Origin of the sequence: Caballeronia sp. LjRoot34 (assembly GCF_964253815.1) — a bacterium.
Lineage (GTDB): Bacteria > Pseudomonadota > Gammaproteobacteria > Burkholderiales > Burkholderiaceae > Caballeronia.
In genome coordinates this window covers 1077289-1102280 of the sequence record NZ_CAXUSB020000002.1, presented here as the reverse complement: position 1 = coordinate 1102280, position 24992 = coordinate 1077289, and the positions used below count along the sequence as shown (strand labels likewise).

23 protein-coding genes are annotated in these 24992 nt (G+C 61.4%); 11 read left to right on the top strand and 12 right to left on the bottom strand.

What is annotated here, in order from left to right:
* Positions 1-80 precede the first annotated feature (80 nt).
* Positions 81-719 carry a flavin reductase family protein gene (locus ACSQ36_RS24555; RefSeq protein WP_436183931.1) on the top strand — a complete coding sequence of 213 codons (639 nt, stop codon included), beginning with the start codon at positions 81-83 and terminating at the stop codon, positions 717-719.
* A 64-nt stretch (positions 720-783) separates the two neighbouring features.
* Positions 784-1695, top strand: a complete 912-nt coding sequence (locus ACSQ36_RS24550) for an SMP-30/gluconolactonase/LRE family protein (RefSeq protein ID WP_436183930.1) — start codon at positions 784-786, stop codon at positions 1693-1695.
* Between the two features lie 1132 nt (positions 1696-2827).
* Here ACSQ36_RS24550 and ACSQ36_RS24545 read toward each other — a convergent pair.
* From ACSQ36_RS24545 to ACSQ36_RS24500, 10 genes are all read right to left on the bottom strand, one after another.
* Positions 2828-3439: a dihydroxyacetone kinase subunit L gene (locus ACSQ36_RS24545; RefSeq protein ID WP_436183929.1), complete on the bottom strand. Its 612-nt coding sequence runs from the start codon at positions 3437-3439 to the stop codon at positions 2828-2830.
* A gap of 2 nt (positions 3440-3441) precedes the next feature.
* On the bottom strand, positions 3442-4443 hold the full coding sequence (locus ACSQ36_RS24540; protein ID WP_436183928.1) for a dihydroxyacetone kinase subunit DhaK: 1002 nt from the start codon (positions 4441-4443) through the stop codon (positions 3442-3444).
* Between the two features lie 88 nt (positions 4444-4531).
* Complete coding sequence (locus ACSQ36_RS24535) at positions 4532-5242, bottom strand: ABC transporter ATP-binding protein (RefSeq protein WP_436183927.1); 711 nt, start codon at positions 5240-5242, stop codon at positions 4532-4534.
* Positions 5220-6002, bottom strand: coding sequence for an ABC transporter ATP-binding protein (locus tag ACSQ36_RS24530; RefSeq protein ID WP_436183926.1), 783 nt, complete (start codon positions 6000-6002; stop codon positions 5220-5222). The genes ACSQ36_RS24535 and ACSQ36_RS24530 overlap by 23 nt, the downstream gene beginning before the upstream one ends.
* Positions 5999-7030, bottom strand: coding sequence for a branched-chain amino acid ABC transporter permease (locus ACSQ36_RS24525; protein WP_436183925.1), 1032 nt, complete (start codon positions 7028-7030; stop codon positions 5999-6001). Before ACSQ36_RS24525 ends, ACSQ36_RS24530 begins: the two co-directional genes overlap by 4 nt.
* Positions 7027-7896, bottom strand: a complete 870-nt coding sequence (locus ACSQ36_RS24520) for a branched-chain amino acid ABC transporter permease (RefSeq protein ID WP_436183924.1) — start codon at positions 7894-7896, stop codon at positions 7027-7029. The genes ACSQ36_RS24525 and ACSQ36_RS24520 overlap by 4 nt, the downstream gene beginning before the upstream one ends.
* Before the next feature lie 100 nt (positions 7897-7996).
* Positions 7997-9175: an ABC transporter substrate-binding protein gene (locus ACSQ36_RS24515; RefSeq protein ID WP_436183923.1), complete on the bottom strand. Its 1179-nt coding sequence runs from the start codon at positions 9173-9175 to the stop codon at positions 7997-7999.
* Between the two features lie 109 nt (positions 9176-9284).
* The gene (locus tag ACSQ36_RS24510) at positions 9285-10184 is read right to left on the bottom strand and encodes an MBL fold metallo-hydrolase (protein ID WP_213766401.1); all 900 of its coding nucleotides are present in this window, start codon (positions 10182-10184) and stop codon (positions 9285-9287) included.
* A 402-nt stretch (positions 10185-10586) separates the two neighbouring features.
* Positions 10587-11900, bottom strand: coding sequence for an MFS transporter (locus ACSQ36_RS24505; protein WP_436183922.1), 1314 nt, complete (start codon positions 11898-11900; stop codon positions 10587-10589).
* Between the two features lie 394 nt (positions 11901-12294).
* Positions 12295-13236 (bottom strand): LysR family transcriptional regulator, encoded by a 942-nt coding sequence (locus tag ACSQ36_RS24500; RefSeq protein WP_213766399.1) that lies wholly within the window; start codon positions 13234-13236, stop codon positions 12295-12297.
* A 161-nt stretch (positions 13237-13397) separates the two neighbouring features.
* On the opposite strand from ACSQ36_RS24500, the gene ACSQ36_RS24495 reads away from it, so the two are divergent.
* From ACSQ36_RS24495 to ACSQ36_RS24470, 6 genes are all read left to right on the top strand, one after another.
* Entirely contained in the window at positions 13398-15455 is a 2058-nt protein-coding gene (locus ACSQ36_RS24495) for a hydantoinase/oxoprolinase family protein (protein ID WP_436183921.1), read from the top strand.
* Between the two features lie 2 nt (positions 15456-15457).
* The gene (locus ACSQ36_RS24490; RefSeq protein WP_436183920.1) at positions 15458-17188 is read left to right on the top strand and encodes a hydantoinase B/oxoprolinase family protein; all 1731 of its coding nucleotides are present in this window, start codon (positions 15458-15460) and stop codon (positions 17186-17188) included.
* 10 nt (positions 17189-17198) lie between these two features.
* Positions 17199-18374: a CaiB/BaiF CoA transferase family protein gene (locus ACSQ36_RS24485; protein ID WP_436183919.1), complete on the top strand. Its 1176-nt coding sequence runs from the start codon at positions 17199-17201 to the stop codon at positions 18372-18374.
* 2 nt (positions 18375-18376) lie between these two features.
* Entirely contained in the window at positions 18377-19186 is an 810-nt protein-coding gene (locus ACSQ36_RS24480; protein WP_436184936.1) for an enoyl-CoA hydratase-related protein, read from the top strand.
* Between the two features lie 68 nt (positions 19187-19254).
* Entirely contained in the window at positions 19255-20637 is a 1383-nt protein-coding gene (locus ACSQ36_RS24475; protein ID WP_436183918.1) for an MFS transporter, read from the top strand.
* An 83-nt stretch (positions 20638-20720) separates the two neighbouring features.
* A complete protein-coding gene (locus tag ACSQ36_RS24470; protein ID WP_436183917.1) occupies positions 20721-21650 on the top strand; it encodes a hydroxymethylglutaryl-CoA lyase in 930 nt (309 codons plus the stop codon).
* Positions 21651-21823: 173 nt separating this feature from the next.
* Here the strand turns inward: ACSQ36_RS24470 and ACSQ36_RS24465 are convergent, their stop codons facing one another.
* Complete coding sequence (locus tag ACSQ36_RS24465; RefSeq protein ID WP_213766385.1) at positions 21824-22003, bottom strand: hypothetical protein; 180 nt, start codon at positions 22001-22003, stop codon at positions 21824-21826.
* Positions 22004-22016: 13 nt separating this feature from the next.
* Positions 22017-22241 (bottom strand): hypothetical protein, encoded by a 225-nt coding sequence (locus ACSQ36_RS24460; RefSeq protein WP_436183916.1) that lies wholly within the window; start codon positions 22239-22241, stop codon positions 22017-22019.
* A 275-nt stretch (positions 22242-22516) separates the two neighbouring features.
* Here ACSQ36_RS24460 and ACSQ36_RS24455 point away from each other — a divergent pair, with 275 nt between their 5' ends.
* The 3 genes from ACSQ36_RS24455 (at position 22517) to ACSQ36_RS24445 (ending at position 24918) form a co-directional block, all read left to right on the top strand.
* The gene (locus tag ACSQ36_RS24455; RefSeq protein WP_436184935.1) at positions 22517-23023 is read left to right on the top strand and encodes a metal-dependent hydrolase; all 507 of its coding nucleotides are present in this window, start codon (positions 22517-22519) and stop codon (positions 23021-23023) included.
* A 446-nt stretch (positions 23024-23469) separates the two neighbouring features.
* Positions 23470-24159: an ABC transporter permease gene (locus ACSQ36_RS24450; protein ID WP_213766454.1), complete on the top strand. Its 690-nt coding sequence runs from the start codon at positions 23470-23472 to the stop codon at positions 24157-24159.
* Between the two features lie 45 nt (positions 24160-24204).
* Positions 24205-24918, top strand: a complete 714-nt coding sequence (locus ACSQ36_RS24445; protein ID WP_436183915.1) for an ABC transporter permease — start codon at positions 24205-24207, stop codon at positions 24916-24918.
* Positions 24919-24992 lie beyond the last annotated feature (74 nt).

The window sequence follows — 24992 nt, the reverse complement described above, 5'->3', positions numbered from 1 at the left end:
ATGAGCTTGCCACGCGTCTTGATGCAAGGGCCGTGGCGCGGTGCGCCGCTGTCGGCTATTCAATTATCAACAGGATCGTCATGTACTTCGATTTCGCGAAACATACCCCGCATGAGCGTTACAAGCTGTTGTCGTCGACGGTCACGCCTCGCCCTATTGCCTGGGTGTCGACCATGGATGCAAACGGCCAGCCCAATGCCGCGCCGTTCTCGTTCTTCAATGTCTTCGCCGAAGATCCGGCGACGCTCGGCTTCGCCATCAACCATCGTTCCGATATCGATCGCAAAGACACTGGCGAAAACGTGCGCTTGCAAAACGAGTTCGTCGTCAATCTCGTGAGCGACGATACGGTCGAGCGCATGAACATCACCGCGATCGAATTCGGGCCGGAGGTCGATGAATTCGTCGCGGCGGGTCTGACGCCGGCGCCTTCTACGCTGATTCGCACGCCGCGGATTGCGCAAAGCAGCGTCTCATTCGAATGCGAGCTGATGCAGATCGTTCCGCTCGGCACACGCCGCTCGCTGATCATTGGCGAAGTGCTCGCCATGCACATCAGCGATCACGCTGTGCTGGACGCCGGGCGATGTTTGATCGATACCCCGAGGCTACAGCTTGTCGGGCGCATGCATGGCCATCACTACGTGCGCACCAGCGAGATTTTCAACATGCCGACGATTCCCGTCGCCACGTGGAATTCAAAAACCGCAACCGAATGATTGCAAGCCCGCGGGCGTTCCGGCGCAACCCATCGCCCGCATTCATTTTTTATGGAGACACGTTGTGAGCCCGGAATTCGAAATCATCAACTACGCGCGTTTTCGCACGAGCCTGGTTGCGAACGCACGCATTGAAGTGCTGCATACAGGCATGCGCTGGCCGGAAGGTCCTGTTTATTTCGCCGACGGCGACTACCTGCTATGGAGCGATATTCCAAGCGATCGCATCATGCGTTGGGTGGAAGGTGCGCCGGCGACGGTTTATCGCAGCCCGTGCAATCATGCCAATGGTAATACCCGAGATCGTCAAGGACGACTGATTACCTGCGAGAGTGGCGGGCGCCGTGTGACCCGTACTGAAGTCGACGGAACGATCACCGTGCTTGCCGATCGATTCGAAGGCAAGCGGCTCAATTCACCGAACGATATTGTCGTGAAGTCCGATGACACGATCTGGTTCAGCGATCCGGACTACGGCATCCTTAGTGACTACACCGGTCATAAGGCGAAAAGTGAGATCGGGGCGAACAATGTGTATCGGCTTGATCCGCGCAACGGAGAAATGTCGATTGCAACGGGCGCGCTGGTGAAGCCGAACGGGCTTGCCTTTTCGCCCGATGAGACCATTTTGTATATCGCGGATTCAGGGGTTTCTCACGATCCGTCGGGACCGCATCATATTGTCGCGTATGACGTGATCGATGGGCACCGGCTTGGCGATCAACGTGTGTTTGCGACTATCTCGCCGGGTGTGGCGGACGGTTTTCGTGTTGATACTGAAGGTAATATCTGGACGACAGCCGGCGATGGTGTGCATTGCTATGCAGCCGATGGCGAGTTGATCGGCAAGATCCATTTGCCTGAGGTCGCGACTAACCTGACCTTCGGCGGTCCGAAGCGAAATCGGCTGTTCGTGACGACGGCTTCGTCGTTGATGGCGGTGTATGTGGGGCAGAGTGGCGCGCAGCGACCTTGATTTGGGTTTCGTTCGCACTTGGGGGTTTCTGGTGCGGGTGGGGTTTGGTCGTTGGAGAGACGGAGGCGGTTCCGGGGTTAGTCGGGGGCAGTGCCGGGGTGGTCGGTTCTGGGGTTAGTGGTCGGGGTCAATGCCGGGTTGGTGCTTTCGGCCGTGGTGGTCTGCCTGACTCGGATTTTCTCTTTATCACTATTAGCCACTGTGCGTGGCGGCACGTCATTTCTTTGTCCAAAGCGACAAAGAAACGAAGCAAAGAAAACGCTTTTAAACCACGCTACCCTAAGTGTCCACAGCGTGCAGTTTTCATTCATAGGTGCCCCAAAAGCACGGTGCTCGCCAGAGCGCCGGATGTGTGAACCCCTCCTTCTCGCGAATCCTGACACGAACACGCTTCGCCCCGTACGCTCTCGGGCAAGCACGAATTGCCCAGGAACCGGTACGGCCTCACGCGTTCTGCATGCTTCGTTTCTTGATGGATTGACTGCTTGGTCGGCGTGGTTATTTTGTGGGGTCACAGCTTGATCCGTAGCAGCTCGACGCGACGCGTATTTACTGCCTCAGTCTTTGGTGAGTTGGCTACGCGGCTTACACCGTTATTTTCGTCGCTTACGGCCTTACGCATTGTTGGGGCTTTGTTACTTGGTGGGTTGGCTACGAGGTTCGAGACGCGTACAAATTCGAAGGGCGGTTATCCGCGGATAGCGCGGGGTGCCCCTTGGGCAGGTTCAATCACTGGTGGCGAAGCGTGTGGGTATCGGTGTTCGGAGAAGGAGGGTTTCACACATCCGTGGCTCTGGCGAGCACCGTGCTTTTGGGGCACCTATGAATGAAAACTGCACGCTGTGGACACTTAGGGTAGCGTGGTTTGAAAGCGTTTTCTTTGCTTCGTTTCTTTGTCGCTTTGGACAAAGAAATGACGTGCCGCCACGCACAGTGGCTAACAGTGATAAAGAGAAAATCCGACTCTCGCAGACCGCTAACGCTGAAAGCAGCAACCCGGCATAGACCCCGACCACTAACCCCAGAACCGACCACCCCAGCACCGCCCCCAACCGCTACCCCCCAATAACCAAACCCCCGAACATAGCCCCTACCCCCGCCCAATCCCCAGTGCGAACGAAACCCCGCCCTCCTACCCCTCCGAAAAACTCGCCACCATATACCGAAACGCGATCATGCCCGGATCATCCAGACCGATGGATTTTTGTGCGAACATCCGCGCCCGCCCAATTCGGTTTGGCCGCGTCCGGAAATTCTCAATGGCAGCATCCACCGCCGCACTCGCCGCTGCATGCTGCGCCTTCGGATCCGATAACCCCTCAATCGCGTCCCTCGCCGCTGCCAGCGTGTCGAGCACAGTCTTGTCGCCGAGCTTCGCACCACCACGCTGCGACATTGCATCAAGCGACGCCTGTAGCTCAGCCGGCAATGCATTCCACTCAAGCGTCGCACAACCCTCGAGCCGCTTCGCGAGCGTCATGAACGTCAAGGTCAACAGCGTCCCGAAGCTTGAACCTGATGCGCGCGCACACCCCATCGCGCAAGCCTTGAAGAGCTGCCCAAGGTCGGCATACGGCCCCGCATCGAGCGCCGTGCGCACAGCCGCCGCAGACTTGACGAGCGTCACGCCCAGATCGCCGTCGCCGAGCTGGCCGTCAAGCCGGTTCAGTTCCGGCGCGGCGCTGTCCATTGCATCGGCCCAACGACGCAGCGCATGATCGGTTGCACCTACGGTTATCGGCATGCTCACGATCTCCAGAATGGACAGTTCGCCTGCGCTCGCAGCAGTGCCTCAAGTTCGCCGTCGAGCCGTTGCAGCGTGAGCGACGCGCCGGTCATTTCCATCGATGTCGCATAGCGGCCAACCAGCGGCGCAACAATGCTCACGCCGTTGGCCGCAAGCTCCCGGGCGACCGCGCGATAAAGAATATAAAGTTCCTCATAAGGCGTTGCGCCCAGCGAGTTGACCATCACCGAAACGCGCTCGCCTGCGCCAATGCCAAGGTCGCTCAACACGCGCTCGAGCATCTCGGCAGCAAGCGTATCGGCCGTCTTCAGTTCACCCCGCCAGATGCCCGGCTCACCGTGAATGCCCATGCCCATCTCGATCTCGTTGTCGCCGATCGTGAAGCTCGGTACGCCGGCTTCAGGGACGATGCAAGGCGTGAGCGCCACGCCGATCGAAGCGCAGGCATCGACGGCTTTACGGGCCACGCGCGTGACGTCCTCCAGCGATGCGCCCCGCTCTTCCGCTTTCGCGCCCGCGATCTTGTACGCATAGACGACACCCGCCACGCCGCGCCGCTTCGCGCGCTCTTCATGGCTCGCGCTGGCGACGTCGTCGGCAACCAGCACGGTCGCACTCCGCATGCCGTCAAGCTCGGTCAGCTCACCCGCCATGTCGAAGTTCATCCGGTCGCCGCCGTAGTTTCCATACAGACGCAGCACGCCCGCGCCGTGATCGGCTGCGCGCATTGCGTCGATACAATCGCCAATCGCCGGCCCCGCGAAGACGTTGCCGACCGCGCATGCATCGAGCAGGCCCGGGCTCACGTAGCCGGTGAACAAGGGCAGATGTCCCGAGCCGCCGCCGGATACCACGCCGACCTTGCCGTCAAAACCAGGCTCGGCGCGCATGATGACGCGACCGCTTTCACCCGTGCGCCGGTACACATCGGGATGCGCCGCGCACATTCCGTCGAGCGTCTCGTCGACGTAATCGTCCGGTTGATTCAGTATCTTCTTCATCGTTTCCTTGGAGACCGTTGCGGCCTGTCGCATCGTATGCAAAAGAGCGGGGCTTGAAGTGTGATGCCGTGATGCACCGGGTACCGCGTCACACGCCGAGATAAGCGTTACGCACGGCAGGATCTTGGAGCAACGCCTCGGTCTGCCCGGTATTCACCGAGCGGCCCAGCTCGAAGATCGTCGCTCTCGACGCAAGGTGCATCGCCCAGTGCGCGTTCTGCTCGGCGAGAATCACCGTGAGCTTCTCTTCGCGGCGGATCTCGTCGAGTACGTCGCCGATGCGCTCGACAATGATCGGCGCAAGCCCAAGCGACGGCTCGTCGAGCAAGAACAGTTTTGGCCGCGACATGAGCGCCCGGCCGATAGCGAGCATCTGCTGCTCGCCACCACTCAGGTTGCTGGCGTGCTGCTTCACGCGTTCCTTCAAGCGCGGAAAATAGCGGTATATCTGTTGCATGCGCACCTGGGACTCATCGCGTGCACGCGTGAATGCGCCCATGCGCAAGTTCTCCTCCACCGTCAATTGCGGGAAGACGCGCCGCCCCTCCGGCGACAGCGCAATGCCACGGCGGACAATCTCACTGGTCTTCAGTCCCGCCAGGTCCTCGCCTTCGAACGTGATCTTGCCGCTGCTGTAATGCGCCATTCCAAGGATGGCCTTGATCGCGCTGCTCTTGCCCGCGCCGTTGCTGCCGACAAGCGCGAAGATCTCGCCCTCGTCCACGGAAAACGACACGTCCTGCGTGCCGATCACACGGCCATAGCGCACGTTCAAATCAGATACTATGAGCTGCGGCATGACCCCTCCCAAGATACGCTTCGATGACCAGCGGATTCGCAAGCACCTCGAGCGGCAAGCCCGTTGTCAATTCGTGTCCCTCGTTCATCACCATGACGCGGTCGCAGAGTCCCTTCATGAAACGCATGTTGTGATCAATGACAACGACCGTGATGCCGCGCTCGCGAATTTTCAGAATGGTGTCGCGCACGTGATCGGCTTCCTCGGCGCTCAAGCCGGCGACGGGCTCATCGAGCATGATGATGCGCGGTTGCGCCGCCAGCGAGATGACCATGCCGAGCGTCTTCTGATGTCCGTACGGAAGACTGCCCGCCTTGAGATGGGCGACATCGGCGAGATTGAGCCATTCCAGCAGCTCATTCACGCGACGCACGGATTCATCCCGTAGCCGACGCGCACGCGCGGTATTCAGGAACGCCGCAACAGCGCCCGGATACATGCCGAGATACGCACCACGCATCGCGTTCTCACGGACCGTGCGCTCGCCGTACACCGTCGTCGACTGGAAGGTGCGCACGAGCCCCTTGCGGGCCAGCACGTGGGGCAGTAGCCCGGTCACGTCTTCGCCCGCGACCCGCACGTGGCCGCTGCTCGGCCGGATCACGCCGCTCACCAGGTTGATGGCCGTCGTCTTGCCCGCGCCGTTGGGTCCAATGATGCCGAGGATTTCGTTTTCATCGACGTGAAAGGTCAGATCGGATACGGCGGCCAAGCCGCCGAAGTGCCGGGTGAGCTTGTCGATATCGAGCAGATGGGTCATTGCGTTCCCCTCCTCGCGCCGCGCTCTTGCGAGAGCCGCCTGAACAACGTGCCGATATCCGCAATGCCCCCCGAGAAAAACGCCATGACGAGAATCAGCACGATGCCGAAGAACACATGCTGAAGTTCCACATAACCACGCAGAAACTCAGGCAGCAGGACGATGAACAACGTGCCGACAATCGGCCCGATCAGCGTGTACATGCCGCCGACCACATTGATGACCACGAGATTGAGCGACTGGTCCATCGAGAACGACGTTGGATCGATGTAGTGGACGAAGTGCCCTTGCAGCGCACCGGCCACGCCGGCCAGTCCGCAGCCCAGCATGAAGATGACCACTTTCGTGCGCAGGACCGGCACACCGGAACAGCGCGCAAGCGCCTCGCTTTCGCGGATCGATTCGATCGTGCGGCCAATCTCTGAAGTCAGCAGCCGTGCGATGAACGCCAGGATCACTACCACGAACGCAAGCGCGAGATAATAGAACGGTACCGGCTGCGCAAACAGCGGGCTCGGCGAGGGCACGCCCGATATGCCGCTCGATCCGCCCGTCACGCTCGACCAGTTGACGAACACGGTCCTGACAATTTCACCGAGCAGGAATGTAACGAGCACGAAGTACTTGCCGGTCAGACGCAGCACGACCGGGCCAATCAGCAATGCAATCATGGCAGGCGCGAGAAAACCGAGCGCGAGGGCCAGGGGAAATGCGAGGTTCAACTGCATGGTCGCAATCGCCGATACGTAAGCGCCAATGCCCATGAACGCTGCATGCCCAAGCGAGACGTGACCCGTCCGCACGATCAGGTGCAAGGACGCTGCGGCGATCGCCGTGATGAAGGTGGTCACCGCAACGGACAGGATGAACTTGTTCGTGAATACCAGCGGTAGTGCAATCAGCGCCAGCACAATGATCGCAAGCACACCCGGATGCGTGAGCCAGCGGCGCACCGGCTGTTCACCGAGCCTGCGCGGCCTCACGCCTTGATGCAATGCGCCGGAATCGATAGTCGATGGTTTGCTCATGCTTCCCTCGCTCCTAACAGGCCCCAGGGCCGCACGATCAACAGCAGGATGACCGCCCCGAACGACACGAAGACCGATGTCGCGCTGCCGTAGAACGTCCCGAGGAAACTATTGGCGAAGCCGAGCAGCAAGCCGCCCAGCGCCACCCCTGGAATGCTGCCCATGCCGCCCAGGATCACGACCACGAAGGCGATCATCAACTGTGGCTCACCGGCGAACGGCGAGAGCGCATAGGTCTGCGCATAGAAGCCGCCGGCGAGCGCCGCCATGAAGATTGCAATGAAGAACGCGAGCCGATAAATGGACTTGCTGTTGACGCCTTGCGCCTCGGCAATGTCGACATCCTGCGATGCCGCGCGCATGGCGAGCCCGTACCGGGAGTAATGCGTGAACAGATAGAACGCCAGCAGCGCCACGGCCGCGATCCCGGCAATGATCAGCTTTTGCGCGGGAAACACGAGGGTGCCCGCTTGCATCAGCGCGTCCGTGCTCGGCGGCACCGAACGCTCCTCGGCATTCCATGCAATGACCGCGAGATACGTGATTGCCATGTCGAGCCCGAGCAGCCCGATCATGCTCTGGAACATCTTCTGATAGAAAAACCGGTATACGAGCCGCTCAAGCACGAGCGCCCCCGTGGCAACAACGAGCGCGGCGAGCGGCGCCGCGACCAGGTAGGGCAATCCGAGATTGCCGTAAAGGTAATAGAGCGCATAGCCCCCCAGCATCGCAAATGCTCCATGCGCAAAATTCACGACACGCATGATGCCGAACAGCAAGGTGAACCCGAGCGCGATCAGAATATAGATCGCGCTCAGGCCTATGCCGTCCACAAACACTTGCGCTAAAACAGAAAAAGAAAACATGAATGCTCCTGAATCGCTTTTCACCGATTACCGCAGCAGCCGAATCCGCGCGTGGAGCGCGGACATTGACCACGGGCAATCCGGGGCTGCCGGGCTGCCGTTAGGGCGTGATCACCGCTTTCACCGTTGCTTTGCCGTTCTGTACTTCCTTGATCACGAACGTATGCAGAAGCTGGTGATTCACGCCGTAGTTCTTCTCGCCAGTCCACACCACCTTGCCGAAAATCGGCGCGTCATAATTTCCGCCCAGCTTTTCGATCTGGTCGCGAATCTTGGTGGTGTCGGTGGAATCGGCGCGGCGCATTGCTTCGAAGTAGATGTTCGCGGCGTTGTAGTAAACCGGCGCGAGTCCGTTCATCACACCGGAGTACTTCTTGTGATAAAGCGCCACGAACGGCTGGACACGTGGCAAGGATTCGTCAATGACGTCGTACTTCAGCATGTTGTTGGCAAGCGGTCCCGCAATAGCGATCAGCTCATCAATACCGGCCCCGCCCGACTGCACGATCAGCCCTTTGTAGCCAACCTGGCGCGCCTGCTTGACGAGGAGCCCGGCTTCGCCCGGTGCGTTCGCGTTGAGATCGAAGACATCGACGTTCTGCGCCATCATGCGCAGCACCAGCGGCGTGAACTCCTTCGTTCCCCGCTCATAGTTCTCGGTCCATACAGTGAACCCCTGGTTCTTGTAGGCCGTTGCCAGGATCGGCACGCCCGCCTGCCCCGTCGCGTCGTTCGGCGCGATCATGCCGACCTTTTTCGCATTCGGATAAGTCTTCTTCAACCACGCAACTATGGGTTCGGAGAATTCGAGGGTGCTGTTGTTGATACGAAATACGTACGCGCCCTGCCACTCGTTCTTCAGGATCGCGGGGGCATAACCGTCGACGAACTGAATTACCTTCGCCGGCTGCGTGACCGGCAGCGAGCCCATTGCGCCGGGTGAGCCGACCGGGCCAAAAATAACCTTCACTTCGTCGCGATTGACGAGCCGGTCAGCGGCCGTCTTCGCCTGCGCCGCGTTGTACTGGTCGTCGTAGGGGATCACCTCCAGCTTGTAGGTCTTGCCCGCGAGCTTCAAACCGCCCTGTTCGTTGATCTGGTCAGCCGCGATCTGTACGCCCCGCTCGAGCCCGAGGCCCCAGGCAGTGCCGCCACCGGACAGCGAAGCAATCACGCCAATCTTCATCACTTCCTGCGCATGGGCCGACAATGCGATTGCGCACAACGCACCCGCGCACAGCGCGCGTGTCGCGATCGCCCCAAACTTCCTCTTGCTCATACATGTCTCCAGTTGGAATTGTCCGGGCAGCTAACTACCCACCCGAGATGCGCTTACTTCAACCGGCAACGAAAGCTCCTTGCTCCATTGCGCGGTTTTGCCCGGGCGTTCAGTCTTCCTTGAACGCGAAGCGGAACTGATCACCATGACTCACGATGCGGCCCGCGGTCGGCGAAGGAAAGTGTCCGGTCATGACAAGCGTGTCGGTATCGGCGTAACGGCGCATGAGCCCCAGGCGCGTGTCCCGCGCTTGCTGCGGGTTGAAGTCCGCCAGGTTGGCGACGCTCGTATCGATGAACTGGATCGGGTGATGAATGACGTCGCCTGTGAACACGGCACGTTCGCGGCCATGCTCGCCCACATTGACGAATACGTGGCCCGGTGTGTGGCCGCATGCCGGAGACAACCAGATGTTCTCGCCCAGTTCGCGCTCGACCATGTGGTCCAACTCGACCATGTCCGCGCGGCCGTGCTCGACAACCGGCAGGACGCTGTCGTCGAATGAGCCGCGATTGACCGGCGTGTGCGGATCGGCATGTTTCTGCTTCAACAGGTGCTCGTATTCCACGCGCGCCATCAGGTAGCGCGCGTTCGGGAACGTCGGCACCCATTTGCCATTCTGAAGGCGTGTGTTCCAGCCAACGTGATCCGCATGCAAATGCGTGCACAACACGATGTCGATGTCTTCAGGCCGCACGCCGATAGCGGCGAGGTTGGCGAGATACGGCGTATCGAGGTCGTTCCAGGCCGGCATCGAGGGACGCTGCTTGTGGTTGCCGTTACAGGCATCGACCAGGATGGTGTGATGCCGGGTGCGGATGACATAGCTATGAAAGCTCATGTACAGCCTTGTGGACCCGGGTTCCACGAGCAGCGGACCGAGCGTGTGCCGATGCGCTGCGACAAGCTCTTCGTCAATCGATGGAAACAGCCACTTTGCTTCCAGCGCCATCCGCGCAATCTCATCGACTTTATGGATTGCTACGTTGCCAATCTTCTGAACGTTCAAGTCAGTCTCCTGAATCTTTTCTTACCGCGGTTCATCCAAATGTTGCGAGCGTCGCCGCTCGATCGAGATGCCGGCCTGACCACGATTGCGCGACGCGTGTGTCTTGTCGCTCACTACGTCGTGATGCCCGGCTGAAGCCGGCTTGCACCTGTTTTCCTGTGACCCCGAGCGCATTCTCCGGCGTGTGCATCCGGTACGAACGCGCTCGTATTTATATCATCGGCCATGACAGAAATATTTTTTATTTTTTATATTCTATGTCTCGCCGGCCTTTGTCAAGCGACAGTTTCCGCCAGCGGCAGTGTCACCTGAGCTTCGCGGCCACACGGTTTGCGTCTCGGCATGAGAGCTGTCAGCAGCCGCGGATGACGTGCGCCGGTAACGCGCGACGGATGTATGCCGTTATCGGTTCACCAGCTTCGCCGGGATGGAAAGAATCAGGAAGGCGCTCAGAACCAGCCACGCGGCCAGCATCCAGACGCCGTAGCGCGCGTCGTGCGTCACATCATTGAGCCGTCCTGTCAGGAACGGACTCGCGAATCCCGCCAGGCCGCCCACGGAATTGATCAACCCAATACCGGCCGCGCCCGATGCGTCTTTCAGGAACGCTGTCGGAAGGCACCAGAAAAGCGGCAGCGTTGTCATCACGCCAGCGGTCGCGAGCGTCAACGCAGCAATGGCGAACGACGGTTGATCCACCAGCAAGGTACTCAGCACAAAACCCAGCGTACCGACCAATGCGGGGCCAGCCACGTGCCAGCGCCGTTCTCGCAGGCGGTCGCCGCTTCGGCTGACCACCACCATCGCGACCACGGCAACCGCATAAGGAATCGCGCTCAGGTAGCCGATCTCGAAGTTATCGTGGATGCCCATTTTCTGTACCAGCGTGGGCAGCCAAAAACCGATGCCGTACTGTCCCATCGCATTGCAGAAGTTGATCGCCACGCATATCCACACGCGCCGGTCCAGCAGCATCTGCGTGAAGGACGCATCGGCCTTCCCTCGCCGTTCGTTCGCAAGTTGCGAGCGGACGTACTGTTTCTCATCCGAGGTCATCCATTTGACGTCGGCCAGGTTATTTGGCAGGAAGAAGAACAGCACGAACCCAAGGACGATGGACGGCAACGACTCAAGCAGAAACAGCCACTGCCATGAGGCCAGGCCACCCGTCCCTCTCATATGCTCCATGATCCATCCCGAGACCGGACCGCCGAGCACACCGGCAATGGGTATCCCGATCATGAACAAGGTGATGACCTTGCCGCGTTGCTCCGAAGGGAACCACTGGGTCAGATACAGCACCACGCCCGGAAAGAAGCCAGCTTCCGCGATGCCGAGCAGGAAACGCATGACATAGAACATGGTCGGCGTATGCACGAAGAGCGTCGCGGCGGACACCAGCGCCCACGTAATCATGATTCGCGCCAGCCACAGGCGCGCCCCGACCCGATACAGGATCATGTTGCTCGGCATCTCGAATGCGAGGTAGCCGATAAAGAACATCCCCGCGCCAAGTCCATAGACGGTGTCGCTGAAGCCCAGGTCTGCCGCCATCTGCAGCTTCGCGAATCCGACGTTCACCCGATCCAGGTAACACGCGACATAGCAGATCAAAAGCAAGGGCAGCAAGCGGCGCGCAATGCGGCCATAGACTTGCGCATGGTCGCCGGAAACAGAGGTGGGTGATGCAAGTGTTACAGGATCGGTGGGCTGCACGAATGTCTCCTGAATGCTGTTGGTTTTTCTAGGAATGAGCTCGCTCTCAGGTCGGATGCCGTTTTAAGCCCGGCAGCGGATGCCAGCGAATGATCGTGAATAGTCGGATACTTGAATACGCGACGCCATACGAAATCTCGACCGGCATCGAGACCCATAAATTATATTTTATATAAATATAATGCAAATACACAATCGATGCCGCGTTAGGGGTTTGCCCTGAGCGGGTGTATCCGGGAATCGGCGAATGGGAAAACAGCGGGGCGGGAGCGAGGGGGAAAGCGCGTGCGGCCGGGTTGCAAGCGGCCGCACGCCGACGCCTCGGGACCGGGGCGCGGGCATGAGAGCAGGGAAAAGTATTCGACTATGCGCTCAGCTGCGCATGGCGGACGCGTCAGGGGGTGGCGTTTTCGGCCCGGCTGCGGCAAAGGTCGATGAACATCTGGACCGGCCGGGTGAGCGTTGCGCCCCGGCGTGTAGCAATACCGTAAGGCGCGCCGGTGCGCGTGATCTTGATCGGCAGGATGCCGATCAACCCGCCCTCCGCGAAATATTGCGCGACGATCATGGGGATGAGGCCGACGGCGCCATCGCCGGAACGCAGCAGCGCAAGCGTAGCGAACGTGGACGAGGTTTCGGTCGCGTAAGCAGGAAACGGCAGGCCCTCGTCCTCGAACACCTGCTCCAGCAACGAGCGCAGCGGCAAGTGCGCCTGCGGCACGATCCATGGATTCGTCGCGATGTCGAGCAAGCTGACGTCCGGCTTGCGGGCGAGTTCATGCGCCCCGTCCACGACAATGCACATCTCCTCCACGGCAAGCGGAATGAAGTCGTAAGCCTCCGGATGAACGCTGACGCTTGGCCGTCCCAGTACCAGGTCGAGCGTACGCTGGTCCAGCATGGAAAGCAGCCGCGCGCTGTTGTCCTCCCACACTTCCACCGCGACATCCGGTTCCACTTCGCGCAGCGCCTTGAGCGTCGGCGTGAGCCAGCCTGGCACCGCGCCCATCACGGCCCCGATGGCAAGCGTGCCGCCCCTGCCCCGCATGATCGCGGCCAGCTCGTCGCGCAGCGCGCCGACGTCCGCGCGCAAGGTGCGCGCGTGGCGGATCACGCAGCGTCCAAGTTCGTTCGCCACGATGCCGCGCGGCGAACGCGCGAACAGTTCCGTGCCGAACATCGATTCTATTTCCCGCAGCGACTTGGTCGTGGCCGGTTGCGAAAGCGACACCTGCTGCGCGGCGCGACGCAACGAGCCGTGATCGTCGAGCGCGATCAGGAGCGCGACATGGCTGCCGCGCAAGCGCCTGAGAATTGCGTCGATACTGGTTATCACCGATATAACTCCACAGTCTCACGTGATCGGAAGGTTTCATTATCTGTGCACCCTCCTGCATCACTACACTCATTCATTCACTAGCAGAGCATGCGGCGGGCGTCCGATCATAGCTGATCAATGCCGCGCCATGAAACCCAGAGACCGTGGAGATGAGCAGCGTGAGAAGAATTGGAATCGACGTGGGAGGCACGTTCACCGACGTCGTCATGGTGGACGATGCAAACGGTCAGGTCTGGTCGACCAAGGTGCCGACCACGCCCAAGGACCGGGTTGTCGGCGCAATGGAAGGCTACCGGCGCATCCTGGAGATATCGGGCTCGACGAGCGCGGACGTATCGTTTCTCGGCCATGGCACGACCATGGCCACCAACATGGTGGTCGAGGGAACCGGCGCCAAGACCGCGTTGATCACCACGCGCGGCTTTCGCGACATCCTCGAATTGCGGCGTGTATCGCGCCACGACCGGGCCGATCTCTATGACCTGCTGTTCGATAACCCGCGCCCGCTGGTGGAGCGCCGCTGGCGGCTCGAGGTCACCGAGCGCATGACCTTCGACGGCCGCATTGAAGCGCCGCTGCAGCGTAGCGAATTGCACGACCTGGCGGCCTTGATCCGGTCTTCCGACGTGGAAGCGGTCGCGGTTTCGTTCCTGCATGCCCATGTCAATCCTCAGCATGAACGCGAGACCGTCGAGATCTTGCGCCGCTTGCTGCCCGACCGGTTCATCTGTGCATCGCACGACGTCAACCCCGAGGTGATGGAGTACGAACGCACGAGTTCAACCGTCATCAACGCGATGCTCGGCCCCGTTTGCGGACGGTATATCGAGCGCCTTGGCCACGGCCTTGCCGACCTTGGTTTTAACGGCAAGCTCCTCTTCATGCAGTCGAACGGCGGTCTCGCGAGCACGGCCGTTGTAGCGGATCGTCCTATCGTACTGCTTGAATCGGGCCCGGCGGGCGGCGTCAGCGCGGCCATCCGCAGTTGCGAAAAAAGCGGCCTGCGCAACGCCATTCTCGGCGACATGGGCGGCACCACATTCGATGTCTCGCTCATCCGCGAATTCCGTCCTGAACTGCGCAACAAGAGCCTCTTGCACACCTACGCCGTGCGAAGCCCGAGTATCGATATCGACTCGGTCGGCGCAGGCGGCGGCTCGATCGTATGGATCGATGCAGGCGGCGGCGTGCGTATCGGACCGGAGAGCGCGGGCGCCGATCCGGGACCGGCCTGCTACGGCCGCGGCGGCCAGCGCGCCACCGTGACGGACTGCAATCTCGTGCTTGGTTATATCGATCCGGACAGTTTCCTCGGCGGCGAATTCAAGCTCGATGCCGAGGCCGCGCATCGGGTGGTGGAAGAGCGCGTGGCGAAGCCGCTCGGCATGAGCGTGCTCGAGGCGGCCCAGACCGTGCGCTCGGTAGCCAACGCGCTGATGGCGCAGGCCATTCGAATCATGACGGTCGAGCGCGGCTACGATCCGCGCGAGTTCTCCTATATTTGCTACGGCGGCGCAGGCCCGGTTCACGCGCTGGATCTCGCGCAGCAGATGGGGATTCGCCGCGTGGTGATTCCACCGCTGCCGGGCTTGTTCAGTGCGTTCGGCATGACGGTCGCGGACCAGCAATACGACTACCAGCGGCCGGTGGAACGGGATCTCGACCATCTCGACGACGCCGGGCTTTTCTCGCAGTTCGCCGAACTCCTCAACCTGGGAGCAACCGAGCTTCGCAGGCTTGATGTCGATCCTGAAAGCGCGCACATCGTCCGGCTTGCCGATTGCCGCTATGCGGGTCAGCCCGACGTCATTACCATCGAGGTGCAGGGTCACGAGGACGGCTTGTGCCAGTCGCTCGCAAGCAGCTTCGAGGCGGCCCACCAGCGCCTGTGGAATTTCGTGAGCGCCGATAAACCCATCGTGGTCGCGAACCTGCGGCTGCAGATCGTCACGCCGACCGGCTGGCGCGGTGGCGTGGCGCAATCGGCTGCCGTGACACCATCGGCATCGGCGCGCGCGTCCAAAGCAACACGCTCCGTCTATTTCGATGGCGCCATGCATACCCTTCCCGTGTATCAACGCAGCGCGCTGGCGGTCGGCGCGCGCGTCGAGGGGCCCGCTGTCATCGAGGAGCACAGCAGTTGCTCCGTGCTGAAAGCGGCGCAAAACGCCGTTGTCGATGAAGCCCTGAACCTTGTGATTGAACTGGCGGCCTGATTATGGACATCGTTACCTACGAAATTATTCGCAGCAGTCTCTTTGCGATTGCGCGTGAAATGAAGATTGCGATGATGCGCACCGCGGGCAGCCCGCTCATGCACGCAAGCGGCGATTCTTCCGCCGCGATCTTCGACGCCGAGATGCAACTTGTCGCGCAAGGCAATGACATTCCGACCATGCTCGGCTCAGCCGTCATCTCGACGCGCGTGTCCGTTGAAGCCATCGGCCGGGAGAACTTGCGTCCAGGCGACGTGATCGTCAGCAATGACGCGTACGTGGGCGGCGGCAATCATCAGCCGGACGTGCAGTTCACGCGGCCGGTGTTCGTCGGCGACGAGATTGTTGCGTTCGTCATGACGCGTGGCCACTGGACGGATATTGGCGGGCAATCGCCGGGCAGTTATACCGTTACGACCTGGGACGTGTTCGCCGAAGGCATCCGGATTCCGCCGGTGCGGCTTTACCGCGACGATAAGCCGGTGCGCGACGTACTGGAAATCCTGAGCCGCAACAGCCGCAATTCGCATGAACTGCTGCTCGATATCCAGGCGCAATACGCGGGCACGTTCGTGGGCGAACGCCGCCTGGTGGATCTCGTCGAAAAGTACGGCGTGGCCGATCTGCGCGCCGCGATGAGCCAGAGTCTCGATCATTCCGAGAAGCTGATCCGTTCGGCAATCGGACAGATTCCGAATGGAACCTACGAGGCTGAGGAATATCTCGATCCTATCGAAGCGTATGGCTGGAAGCAGGAACGCCCGTTATTGAAAGTCAAGATCACGGTGGCTGATGACCACATGACGTTCGACTACACAGGTACCGGCGCGCAGGTGCGCGGGGGCATCAACTGCCCGCTGTCGGTCACGTGCAACAGCACCTGGTTCACCGTCAAGGCGATCACCGACATCAGCATTCCGATCAACCAGGGCTGCTATCGGCCGGTCACCATCATTGCGCAGGAAGGCAGCGTGCTGAACTGCCAGTATCCCGCGTCCGTGGTGTCGGGCAACACCGAAACCTCGCCGCGCGTGATCGACCTGCTGTTGAAAGCGCTCGCGTCGGCCATTCCGGAACGCATTGTCGGGCAGAGCAACTGCGCCTCTTGCGCGGGCATTTTCAGCGGCCGCGATACGAACGCCGCCCGCGTCGAGCAGACCGGACAGGCCTTCGTCACGATGCACGATGTTCACGCCGGCGGCATGGGCGCGCGTGCGGACAAGGACGGCGTGAGCGGCATTCGCGTGTATGTGGGCAATGCGGGCAGCCAGTCGGTCGAGATGATCGAACGCAGCTCACCGCTGTTGCTCGAAGAATGGGCCCTCGTGCCGGACACCGGCGGCGCGGGGCGGCATCGGGGCGGACTGACATCGCGCCGGGTGTATCGGGTCGACTATGACGAAGCCACGTTCACGGTCTCCGGCGAGCGCGGGCGTTCCGCACCCGAAGGCCACTTCGGCGGCCTGTCGGGAACACCGTTTCTTTGCAGCGTGGAAAAACCCGACGGCACCGCGACGGTCGTGGCGGCGAAAGGCGGCCAGACGGTTGTGCGCCGCGGGGAACGCGTGATCGTCCAGCCCGCGGGCAGCGGCGGCTACGGCGACCCGCTCGAACGCGAGCGCGAACGTGTCCTCGGCGATATCGCCGACGGCTACATCAGCGCCGATGCCGCGCGCCGGCTGTATCGCGTGGAACTCGACGAGACGCCAGAACCGGCCATCGCGCATGAGTGAGGACGCGACCGTGCAAACGACGCAGCGCACGCCGCCCCTGCCGCTGACCGGCATCTGCGTGGTCGAGATCGGCCATAGTCTCGCCGCGCCCTATGCGGGCATGATCCTGGGTTCGCTCGGGGCGCAAGTGATCAAGATCGAGAATGCCGGCAAAGGCGACTATGCGCGCGACTGGGGGCCGCCTTTCATCGACGGCGCCGCCGCGCTCTTCCACGCGATCAACCACGGCAAGTCGAGCATCTCGATGTCGTTCGGCAACCCTGAGGAAGTGAGCCTGCTGAAGGCGCTGATTGAACGGCGTGCCGATGTCGTGCTGCAGAACCTGAAAGCAGGCGGTGTCGAAAAGTATGGCCTCGGCGCGGCGCAACTCATGGCCGATAAACCGTCGCTCGTCTACTGCAACCTCGGCGCTTTCGGCACGACGGGTCCGCTGCGGGACAAGCCCGGCTATGACCCGCTCGTCCAGGCGCTCGGCGGCCTGATGAGTTTCCTCGGCGGCCCCGGCGAACCACTGAGCCGCATACCGGTGTCGGTGAATGACATGGGCACCGGCCTTTGGGCCGCGATCGGCGTACTGGCCGCGCTGTTCCGGCGGCAGGTGAGCGGCGCGGGCGAACTCGTCGATGTTTCGTTATACGAAACGGCGATCAGTTGGGGCGGCGTGCAGATTGCCGACTACCTTGCGTCCGGTGTTCTGCCCGGACGATGGGGTTCCGGCACGGCCGCCATCGTGCCGCACCAGGCGTTCGAATGCGCCGACGCCACCATCATGGTCGCGGCGGGCAATGACGGCCTGTTCCGCAAGCTCTGCGCGGTGCTCGGAACGACCGCGCTCGCCGACGATGCCCGTTTCATGACCAACGGCGCGCGGGTGAGCAATCGTGAGGCGTTGATCGAGTTGCTGCAACAGGCCTTTCGCGCGAAGCCGTCGTCTTACTGGCTCGATACGCTCGACGCAGCCGGTATTCCCTCTGGTCCGATCCAGACCATCGATCAGGTGGTCGTTCACGAACAGACCCAGGCGCTCGATATCCTCAAGCGCACGTCGGATGGCGCGGCCACGGTCGTCGGCCTGCCGATATCGTTTGGCGGCGTTCGGCCCGGCAATATCGGCCGCACGCCGGGACTCGGCGAACACAACCATCTACTTGAAGAACTTGAAAAGACAGATCAGGAGAAACCGTGAAGATCAACGAATATCTGGGGTCCGAGTCCCTTGCTACCTTGCAGCTTGAAGAAGTCGACGCCCATATCCTGGTGGTCCGGATCAACCGTCCGGAGGTATCGAATGCGATCAGCACGCAGATGGGCCGCGAACTGATCCGCGTGTTCGGTGCGATCGAACTCGATCCGGAACTCTACCGCTGCGTGATTCTCACGGCGGCGGGCGAGCGCACGTTTTGCGGCGGCGCGGACCTGAAGCAGCGCGAAGGCATGACCGATGAACAGTTCGGCCGTCAGCACTACCTGTTCGAACGCATGAACCGCGCGATCACGAACTGCCCGGTCCCGCTCATCTGCGCGGCGAACGGCTCGGCGGTGGCGGGCGGCCTCGAACTGATGCTTGCTTGCGACTTCGCGTATGCATCGAAGGACGCGGTGTTCGGCTTCACCGAAGTCAAGCGCGGCATCATGCCGGGTGGCGGCGGCACGCAGCAGTTGCCACGCACCATCGGCACGCGGCGGGCGAAGGAACTGATCTTTCGCGGCGCGCGCTTTACCGCCGAGGAAGCGCTTGCGTGGGGTGTGGTCAACAAGCTCTGCGAGGCGCGCGACGTACTGCACGAAGCACTGGCCGCGGCGCGCGATATCTGCACCAGCGCGCCGCTTTCGGTGACGCAGGCGAAGAAGGCGATCGACCTTGGCATGCAGGCCGACCTGCGCACAGGACTGTATGTGGAGATAGAGGCATACAACCGCCTGATCCCGACAGCCGACCGGCTCGAGGGTATCAGCGCGTACAACGAGAAACGGCAGCCGACGTTCAAGGGACGCTAGCACGCACTCAGCAAACCGGCACGGACGGCGCCGATCCGTCCGGCCACATACTGGAGGAGACACGCATCATGACCCCCGTTACACCTGTTGAGCCGGCCTACGACGCGGACCGGGCCTACGCGAAAATCACGCGCAGGCTGATCCCGTTCCTGTTCCTCTGCTACGTATTCGCGTTCCTCGATCGCATCAACATCGGCATCGCCCAGCTCGACATGAAGCAGGACGTGGGCTTCAACGACCTGACCTACAGCATCGGCGCGGGCATCTTCTTTCTCGGCTATGTGCTGATGGAAGTGCCGAGCAACCTGCTGCTCGCGCGTATCGGCGTGAAAAAGACGTTTTCGCGCATCATGATTTTGTGGGGCATCGTCGCGGCGGCGACTGCGTTCGTTACGCTGCCCGCGCATCTCTACACGGTGCGCTTCCTGCTCGGCCTGTCCGAAGCGGGCCTGTATCCCGGCGTGATTTTTTACCTCACGCGCTGGTATCCGGTCGAGCGCCGCGCCAAGGTCATCGCGATCTTCACGTGCGCCACGGGCATAGCGGGCCTCTTCGGCGGCCCAATGTCCGGCTGGCTCGTCACGCACATGAACGGCTTTCACGGCATGCACGGCTGGCAATGGATGTTCATCGCGCAGGGACTGCCGGCAAGCGTCCTGGGCGTAGTCGCCTTCTTCTATCTCGACAACAGTCCGGAAGAAGCCAAGTGGCTGACGGCGCCGGAAAAGAAGATGATCGTCGACGACCTGCGCAAGAGCTCAAGCTTCGGCGACGGTCATGCCGAACACACCTTCGCCCGCGCGCTGCGTGATCCGCGCGTGTACCTGATGGGCTTCGTGTGGTTCGCGCAGATCGCCGGCGTGTTTGCGATCGGCTTCTGGCTGCCCACGCTGATCAAAAACTCGGGCGTCGCAAGCCCGCTCGCGATCGGCGGCTACTCGGCAATCCCCTACTTCGTGAGCTGGATCGCACTGATCCTGCTGAACCGCCATTCGGATCGGACGATGGAGCGCCGCTGGCATTGCGGCGGCGCGATGATCGCCGGTGCTATTGGACTGGTTGCCGCCAGCCTGCTCGCCGGGAACCTCACGTTGTCGCTGATCGCGCTTTCGGTGGCGACCGCCGGCATCCTCGCACCCAACCCGCTGATCTGGGCAATCTCCACCGATTACATCCGTGGCAGCGGCGCCGCCGGCGGGGTCGCGATCATCAACTGCGTCGGCTTGCTGGGCGGTTTTGTCAGCCCGATGATCATCGGCTCGATCAAGACAATGACCGGCAGCATGATAGGCGGCCTTGGTGCGATTGCGCTGCTGATGCTGATCGGCGCGCTGGCGGTGATCCTCTTCGCGCCGCAAACCCGCGCGCTGCTGGCAAAGGCTGACGCGGCGGGTGCGAGTAACGAACCCGAAGCCGATGCCGGTCATTCGGTGAATGCGGCGATTCAGTGAAGGCACGCGAGCGCTGTGCCCCGCTGTGCACTTTAACGAGCAATATCGAGGAAACAGGAATGGAATCGGCAACAGGAAGCGATATGAACGATAGTCGCGCCCAGGTGAGGGAGGTCGGGCTGCGCGACGGCTTGCAGATGGTGAAGACCATTCTCAGCGCAGAGCAAAAGCTCGAATGGTGCAGGCGCATGGTCGCGGCGGGCTGCACTGAAATCGAGGTGACGTCGTTTGTGCCGCCCCGGATCGTGCCGCAATTCGCCGATTCGGACGAGGTCGCGCGCGGCGCGTTGACCATTGCCGGACTGCACGCATCGGCGCTCGTGCCGAACCTGAAAGGCGCCCAGCGCGCGTTCGACGCCGGCCTGAAGAAAGTGCATTACGTTCTCTCGGCGAGCAACGAACACAACCTCAAGAACGTGCGGCGCAGTACCGCAGAATCCGTCGACGACTTCAGCAACATCATCGCCGCACGCGATGAAAGCGGACGGCAGGATATCAAGCTCGGTGCGGGCGTGGCGACAGCGTTCGGCTGCACGATCTCCGGGCATGTCGACGAACAGCACGTGCTCGAACTGGTCGAAACTTTGCTGAAGGCCGGCGCCGATGAGATTGCCATCGCCGACACCGTCGGGTACGCACACCCCGGACAAGTGCGCAAGCTGATGCGGCAGGTGCTGGCGCTGACCGGGGACCTCCCCGTCACCTGCCACTTTCACGACACGCGCGGACTTGGACTTGCGAACGTGGTCGCCGCGCTCGACGCCGGCGTGCGCGCCTTCGATTCATCGCTCGGGGGCCTGGGCGGTTGTCCGTTCGCGCCGAACGCCACCGGCAACATCAATACGGAGGACACGGTGTTCCTGCTGGAATCGGAAGGAATGCGAACGGGTATCGATATTGACGCCCTCCTCGCCATCCGCGAACAGGTGGCTTCGTGGCTGCCAGGAGAGCCGTTCGCAGGCGCCATCGCGCGGGCGGGATTGCCAAAGGGCTTTGTCAGCTTGACGATGTGAACTTGCGCCGGGGTGCGAAGCCGGGGTGCGAATCTCGCCGCCTGCAAATGGACCCGCGACGAAAACACCCCGCAAAACCCGCCGGAGTGCGCCAGTGCTTGCGCGTCGCTTGCCTCGCTTGCATACATTCCAAACGGATCCCACGACCGGTTCCCTCCTGACAGGTCAAATCTTCAAAGCCTTTCCAACTGCTTGCGGGTTGTCATCGCCATGCCTAGCGGGATCGCAATGCCGATCAGGATTCCCAATACCGACCCGAACCCGTGCGCGACATTGAGCGGCGTAAGCGCTGACAGGCGGATAAAGCCGGGCGAGAACAGCGCGAGAATCGTTTCGAACGTCTGCGTCAGCATGATTGCTCCTTGTTCATGCGGGCTTGAGCACCTTCTTGTGCTTGCTTGTCGCTGGTTGCTTGAACATCGCCTTGCACTCGGGGCTGAGCTGCTCAAGATGCGCCTTCATACAGACGGTGATTTTTTGCTCGTTCGGAATTTCCGATGCGCAGTAGTGAAGCGCGTCGCCTTTGCAGGCTGCGGTCTGCTCCTCGCGGGAGGCGGCAAACGCAGCACTGGTCAGCAGGATTCCAAGCAAGGAAAAAACGGTCAGTAAAAGACGGGCCATGGCATCAGTAAAATTGTGGCGATATCCTCATTCAGCAAATCGCGCGCCCGCCCCTTGCCTGAGGGCCGCCTGCGGACTCTGGCAGCCCGCATCGACGCTTACCGGCCGCCCTTCCTCCTGCGCGACGCCTGAAAAATCCGCCATCGCCCGAACGGGCCTTGAGCCGCCAGAACATTGCGCACATTACGCAACTCTTGTGTCAACATGCGCAGCTTCATTTCATTCGCTACACGCGGTATCCCTTCATGGCTTCGAGCAATGCGCATCACGCGACCGGGTGGGCAGCAGGTCTTATCGCTGCTGCGGTCGTCAGCAAGGCCGGCGCGACCGGTCCGTATCACCTCTGGGGTGTACTCAGTTTCTGTGCCGGCGTGTTCGGCGGTACCGCACCGGACTGGCTTGAAGTGGCGTGGTGGACGCGGGGGCGAAGGTTATGGATCACGCATCGCACGCTCACGCACTGGGGCGTTGGTTGGGTTGCGCTGCTCGCAGTTTCTTACCATCTGCTCGGCGTGCGCCCTTGGGCCGCCGTCAGTTTCGGCTTCGCCTGCGGCGGCTTGATGCATCTCTTCGCCGACTGGCCCAACCCGCTCGGCGTGCCGTGGCTCGTCTCGCGACACTCCCTGAACTGGTGGAACAGCGGCCGATGCGACGCGCTGATAGTCGGCGCGGCGTGGATCGCGGCGGCCTTCGCTGTAGACCACATCTGGTTTCACAGCGCCTACGGTCTAAGGCTGCTTCACGCACTCTGAACAGCGGCTGAGCAGTTGGCGTATTTGCTTGCTTCCACTCGCTTGCGCTCGCCGACGCTCAGCGAAAGCAAGTGGATACGCTTTTGCGTCGCATCTCCATCCACGATGGATCGGGCCGGCGGATTTTCCACGTTCAGACCTGCCAAGGCGCCTTCCCGAGCCCCTTTGTTTCTATCGGAAAAGCGACGCAAAACCTGTGGATTCCGCTCGCCGCGTAATACCGCGGGTGATGTCTTACGAAAGCCGCAACCTGCCTGAACGCCCTGTCCCACGGTTCATCGTTCGAAACCCCCATCGGACAAAGCGTTTGTTGCGCCGCAATAAACAACCTCTACCCCGTTTGAGCAATTCTTTTTCGCTGGTGACTATCGGCGCCAGTCGTGCGGGCAAGCCGCCGTGATAAGGCGCATGCCCGCACGATTCCTTCAACAGACGGAGACATGCACTTGTTCCTTTACGGCTATGGTCCACTCCTGCTGGCGGGCGCGAAACAGACGGTCGCGCTTGCAGTCCTGTCTCTCGCGGTATCCATCCTGCTCGGGCTCGCGGGTGCAAGCGCGAAGCTGTCGCGCAACCGCGTCACGCGCAGCCTTGCCACCGCCTACACGACGCTGATTCGCGCGGTGCCCGACCTGGTCCTGATGCTGCTGCTTTTCTACAGCATCCAGATTGCGGTCAACCACCTGACCGACGCGCTCGGCCTGGACCAGTTCGACATCGATCCCTTCACGGCCGGCGTGCTTACGCTCGGTTTCATCTACGGTGCCTACTTCACCGAAACCTTTCGCGGCGCGTTTCTCGCGGTGCCGCGCGGCCAGCTGGAAGCGGGCAGCGCTTATGGCATGAGTGGCGTGCGGGTGTTCGTGCGGATACTGTTTCCGCAGATGATGCGCTTCGCGCTGCCGGGGATCGGCAACAACTGGCAGGTGCTGATCAAGGCGACGGCGCTGGTATCGATCATCGGTCTCGCCGATATCGTCAAGGCCGCGCAAGACGCCGGCAAAAGCACCTACAAGATGTTTTTCTTCATGCTGGTCGCAGCCGCTGCCTATCTCGCCATCACGACGGTTTCGAACGTCGTCCTGCTGTATTTTGAACGCCGCTATTCCACGGGCGTGCGGCATGCCGACCTCTAAGCGGCGCCTGAGCGACCTCTTAGCAAACAGGAAAAAGCGACCATCATGATCCAGATACTTGCCGACTACTGGCGCCCGTTTCTTTACTCCGACGGCATGCGCGCCTCGGGTCTTGTCGTGACCTTGTGGCTGTTGGCAAGCTCGCTTGCGCTCGGTTTTATCGCGGCGGTTCCGCTTGCCTGCGCCCGTGTATCGAAGAACCGCTGGCTCTCGACGCCGGTGCGCCTCTACACTTACGTGTTTCGCGGCACGCCGCTTTACGTGCAGTTGCTGCTGCTCTACACCGGCCTGTACAGTCTCGAATTCGTACGCTCGCAGTCGCTGCTCGAAGCCTTTTTTCGCAGCGGGTTCAACTGCGCGATACTGGCCTTCGCGCTCAATACCTGCGCGTACACCACCGAGATTTTCGCCGGCGCGATCCGCTCGATCCCATACGGTGAAGTAGAGGCTGCTCGCGCGTATGGCATGAGCACCTTCACGGTGTACCGGCGCGTGATCCTGCCGTCCGCGTTGCGACGCGCGCTGCCGCTGTACAGTAACGAAGTGATCCTCATGCTGCACGCCACAACCGTTGCGTTCACCGCGACCGTACCGGACATCCTGAAGGTCGCGCGCGACGCAAACTCGGCCACGTATCAGTCATTCGAGTCGTTCGGGCTCGCGGCGCTGATCTACCTGGCCGTGTCGTTCGTGTTGATCGGCGCATTCCGGCGCGCGGAAAAGCGCTGGCTTGGGTATCTGGGCACGAGCCGTCGTTGAAGGTCGCCGCCTGGAATCGGCGCGTTAGAGCGTCACCTTGGTTTAAACCGCAGTTCAGCCAATCACCCTGGGAG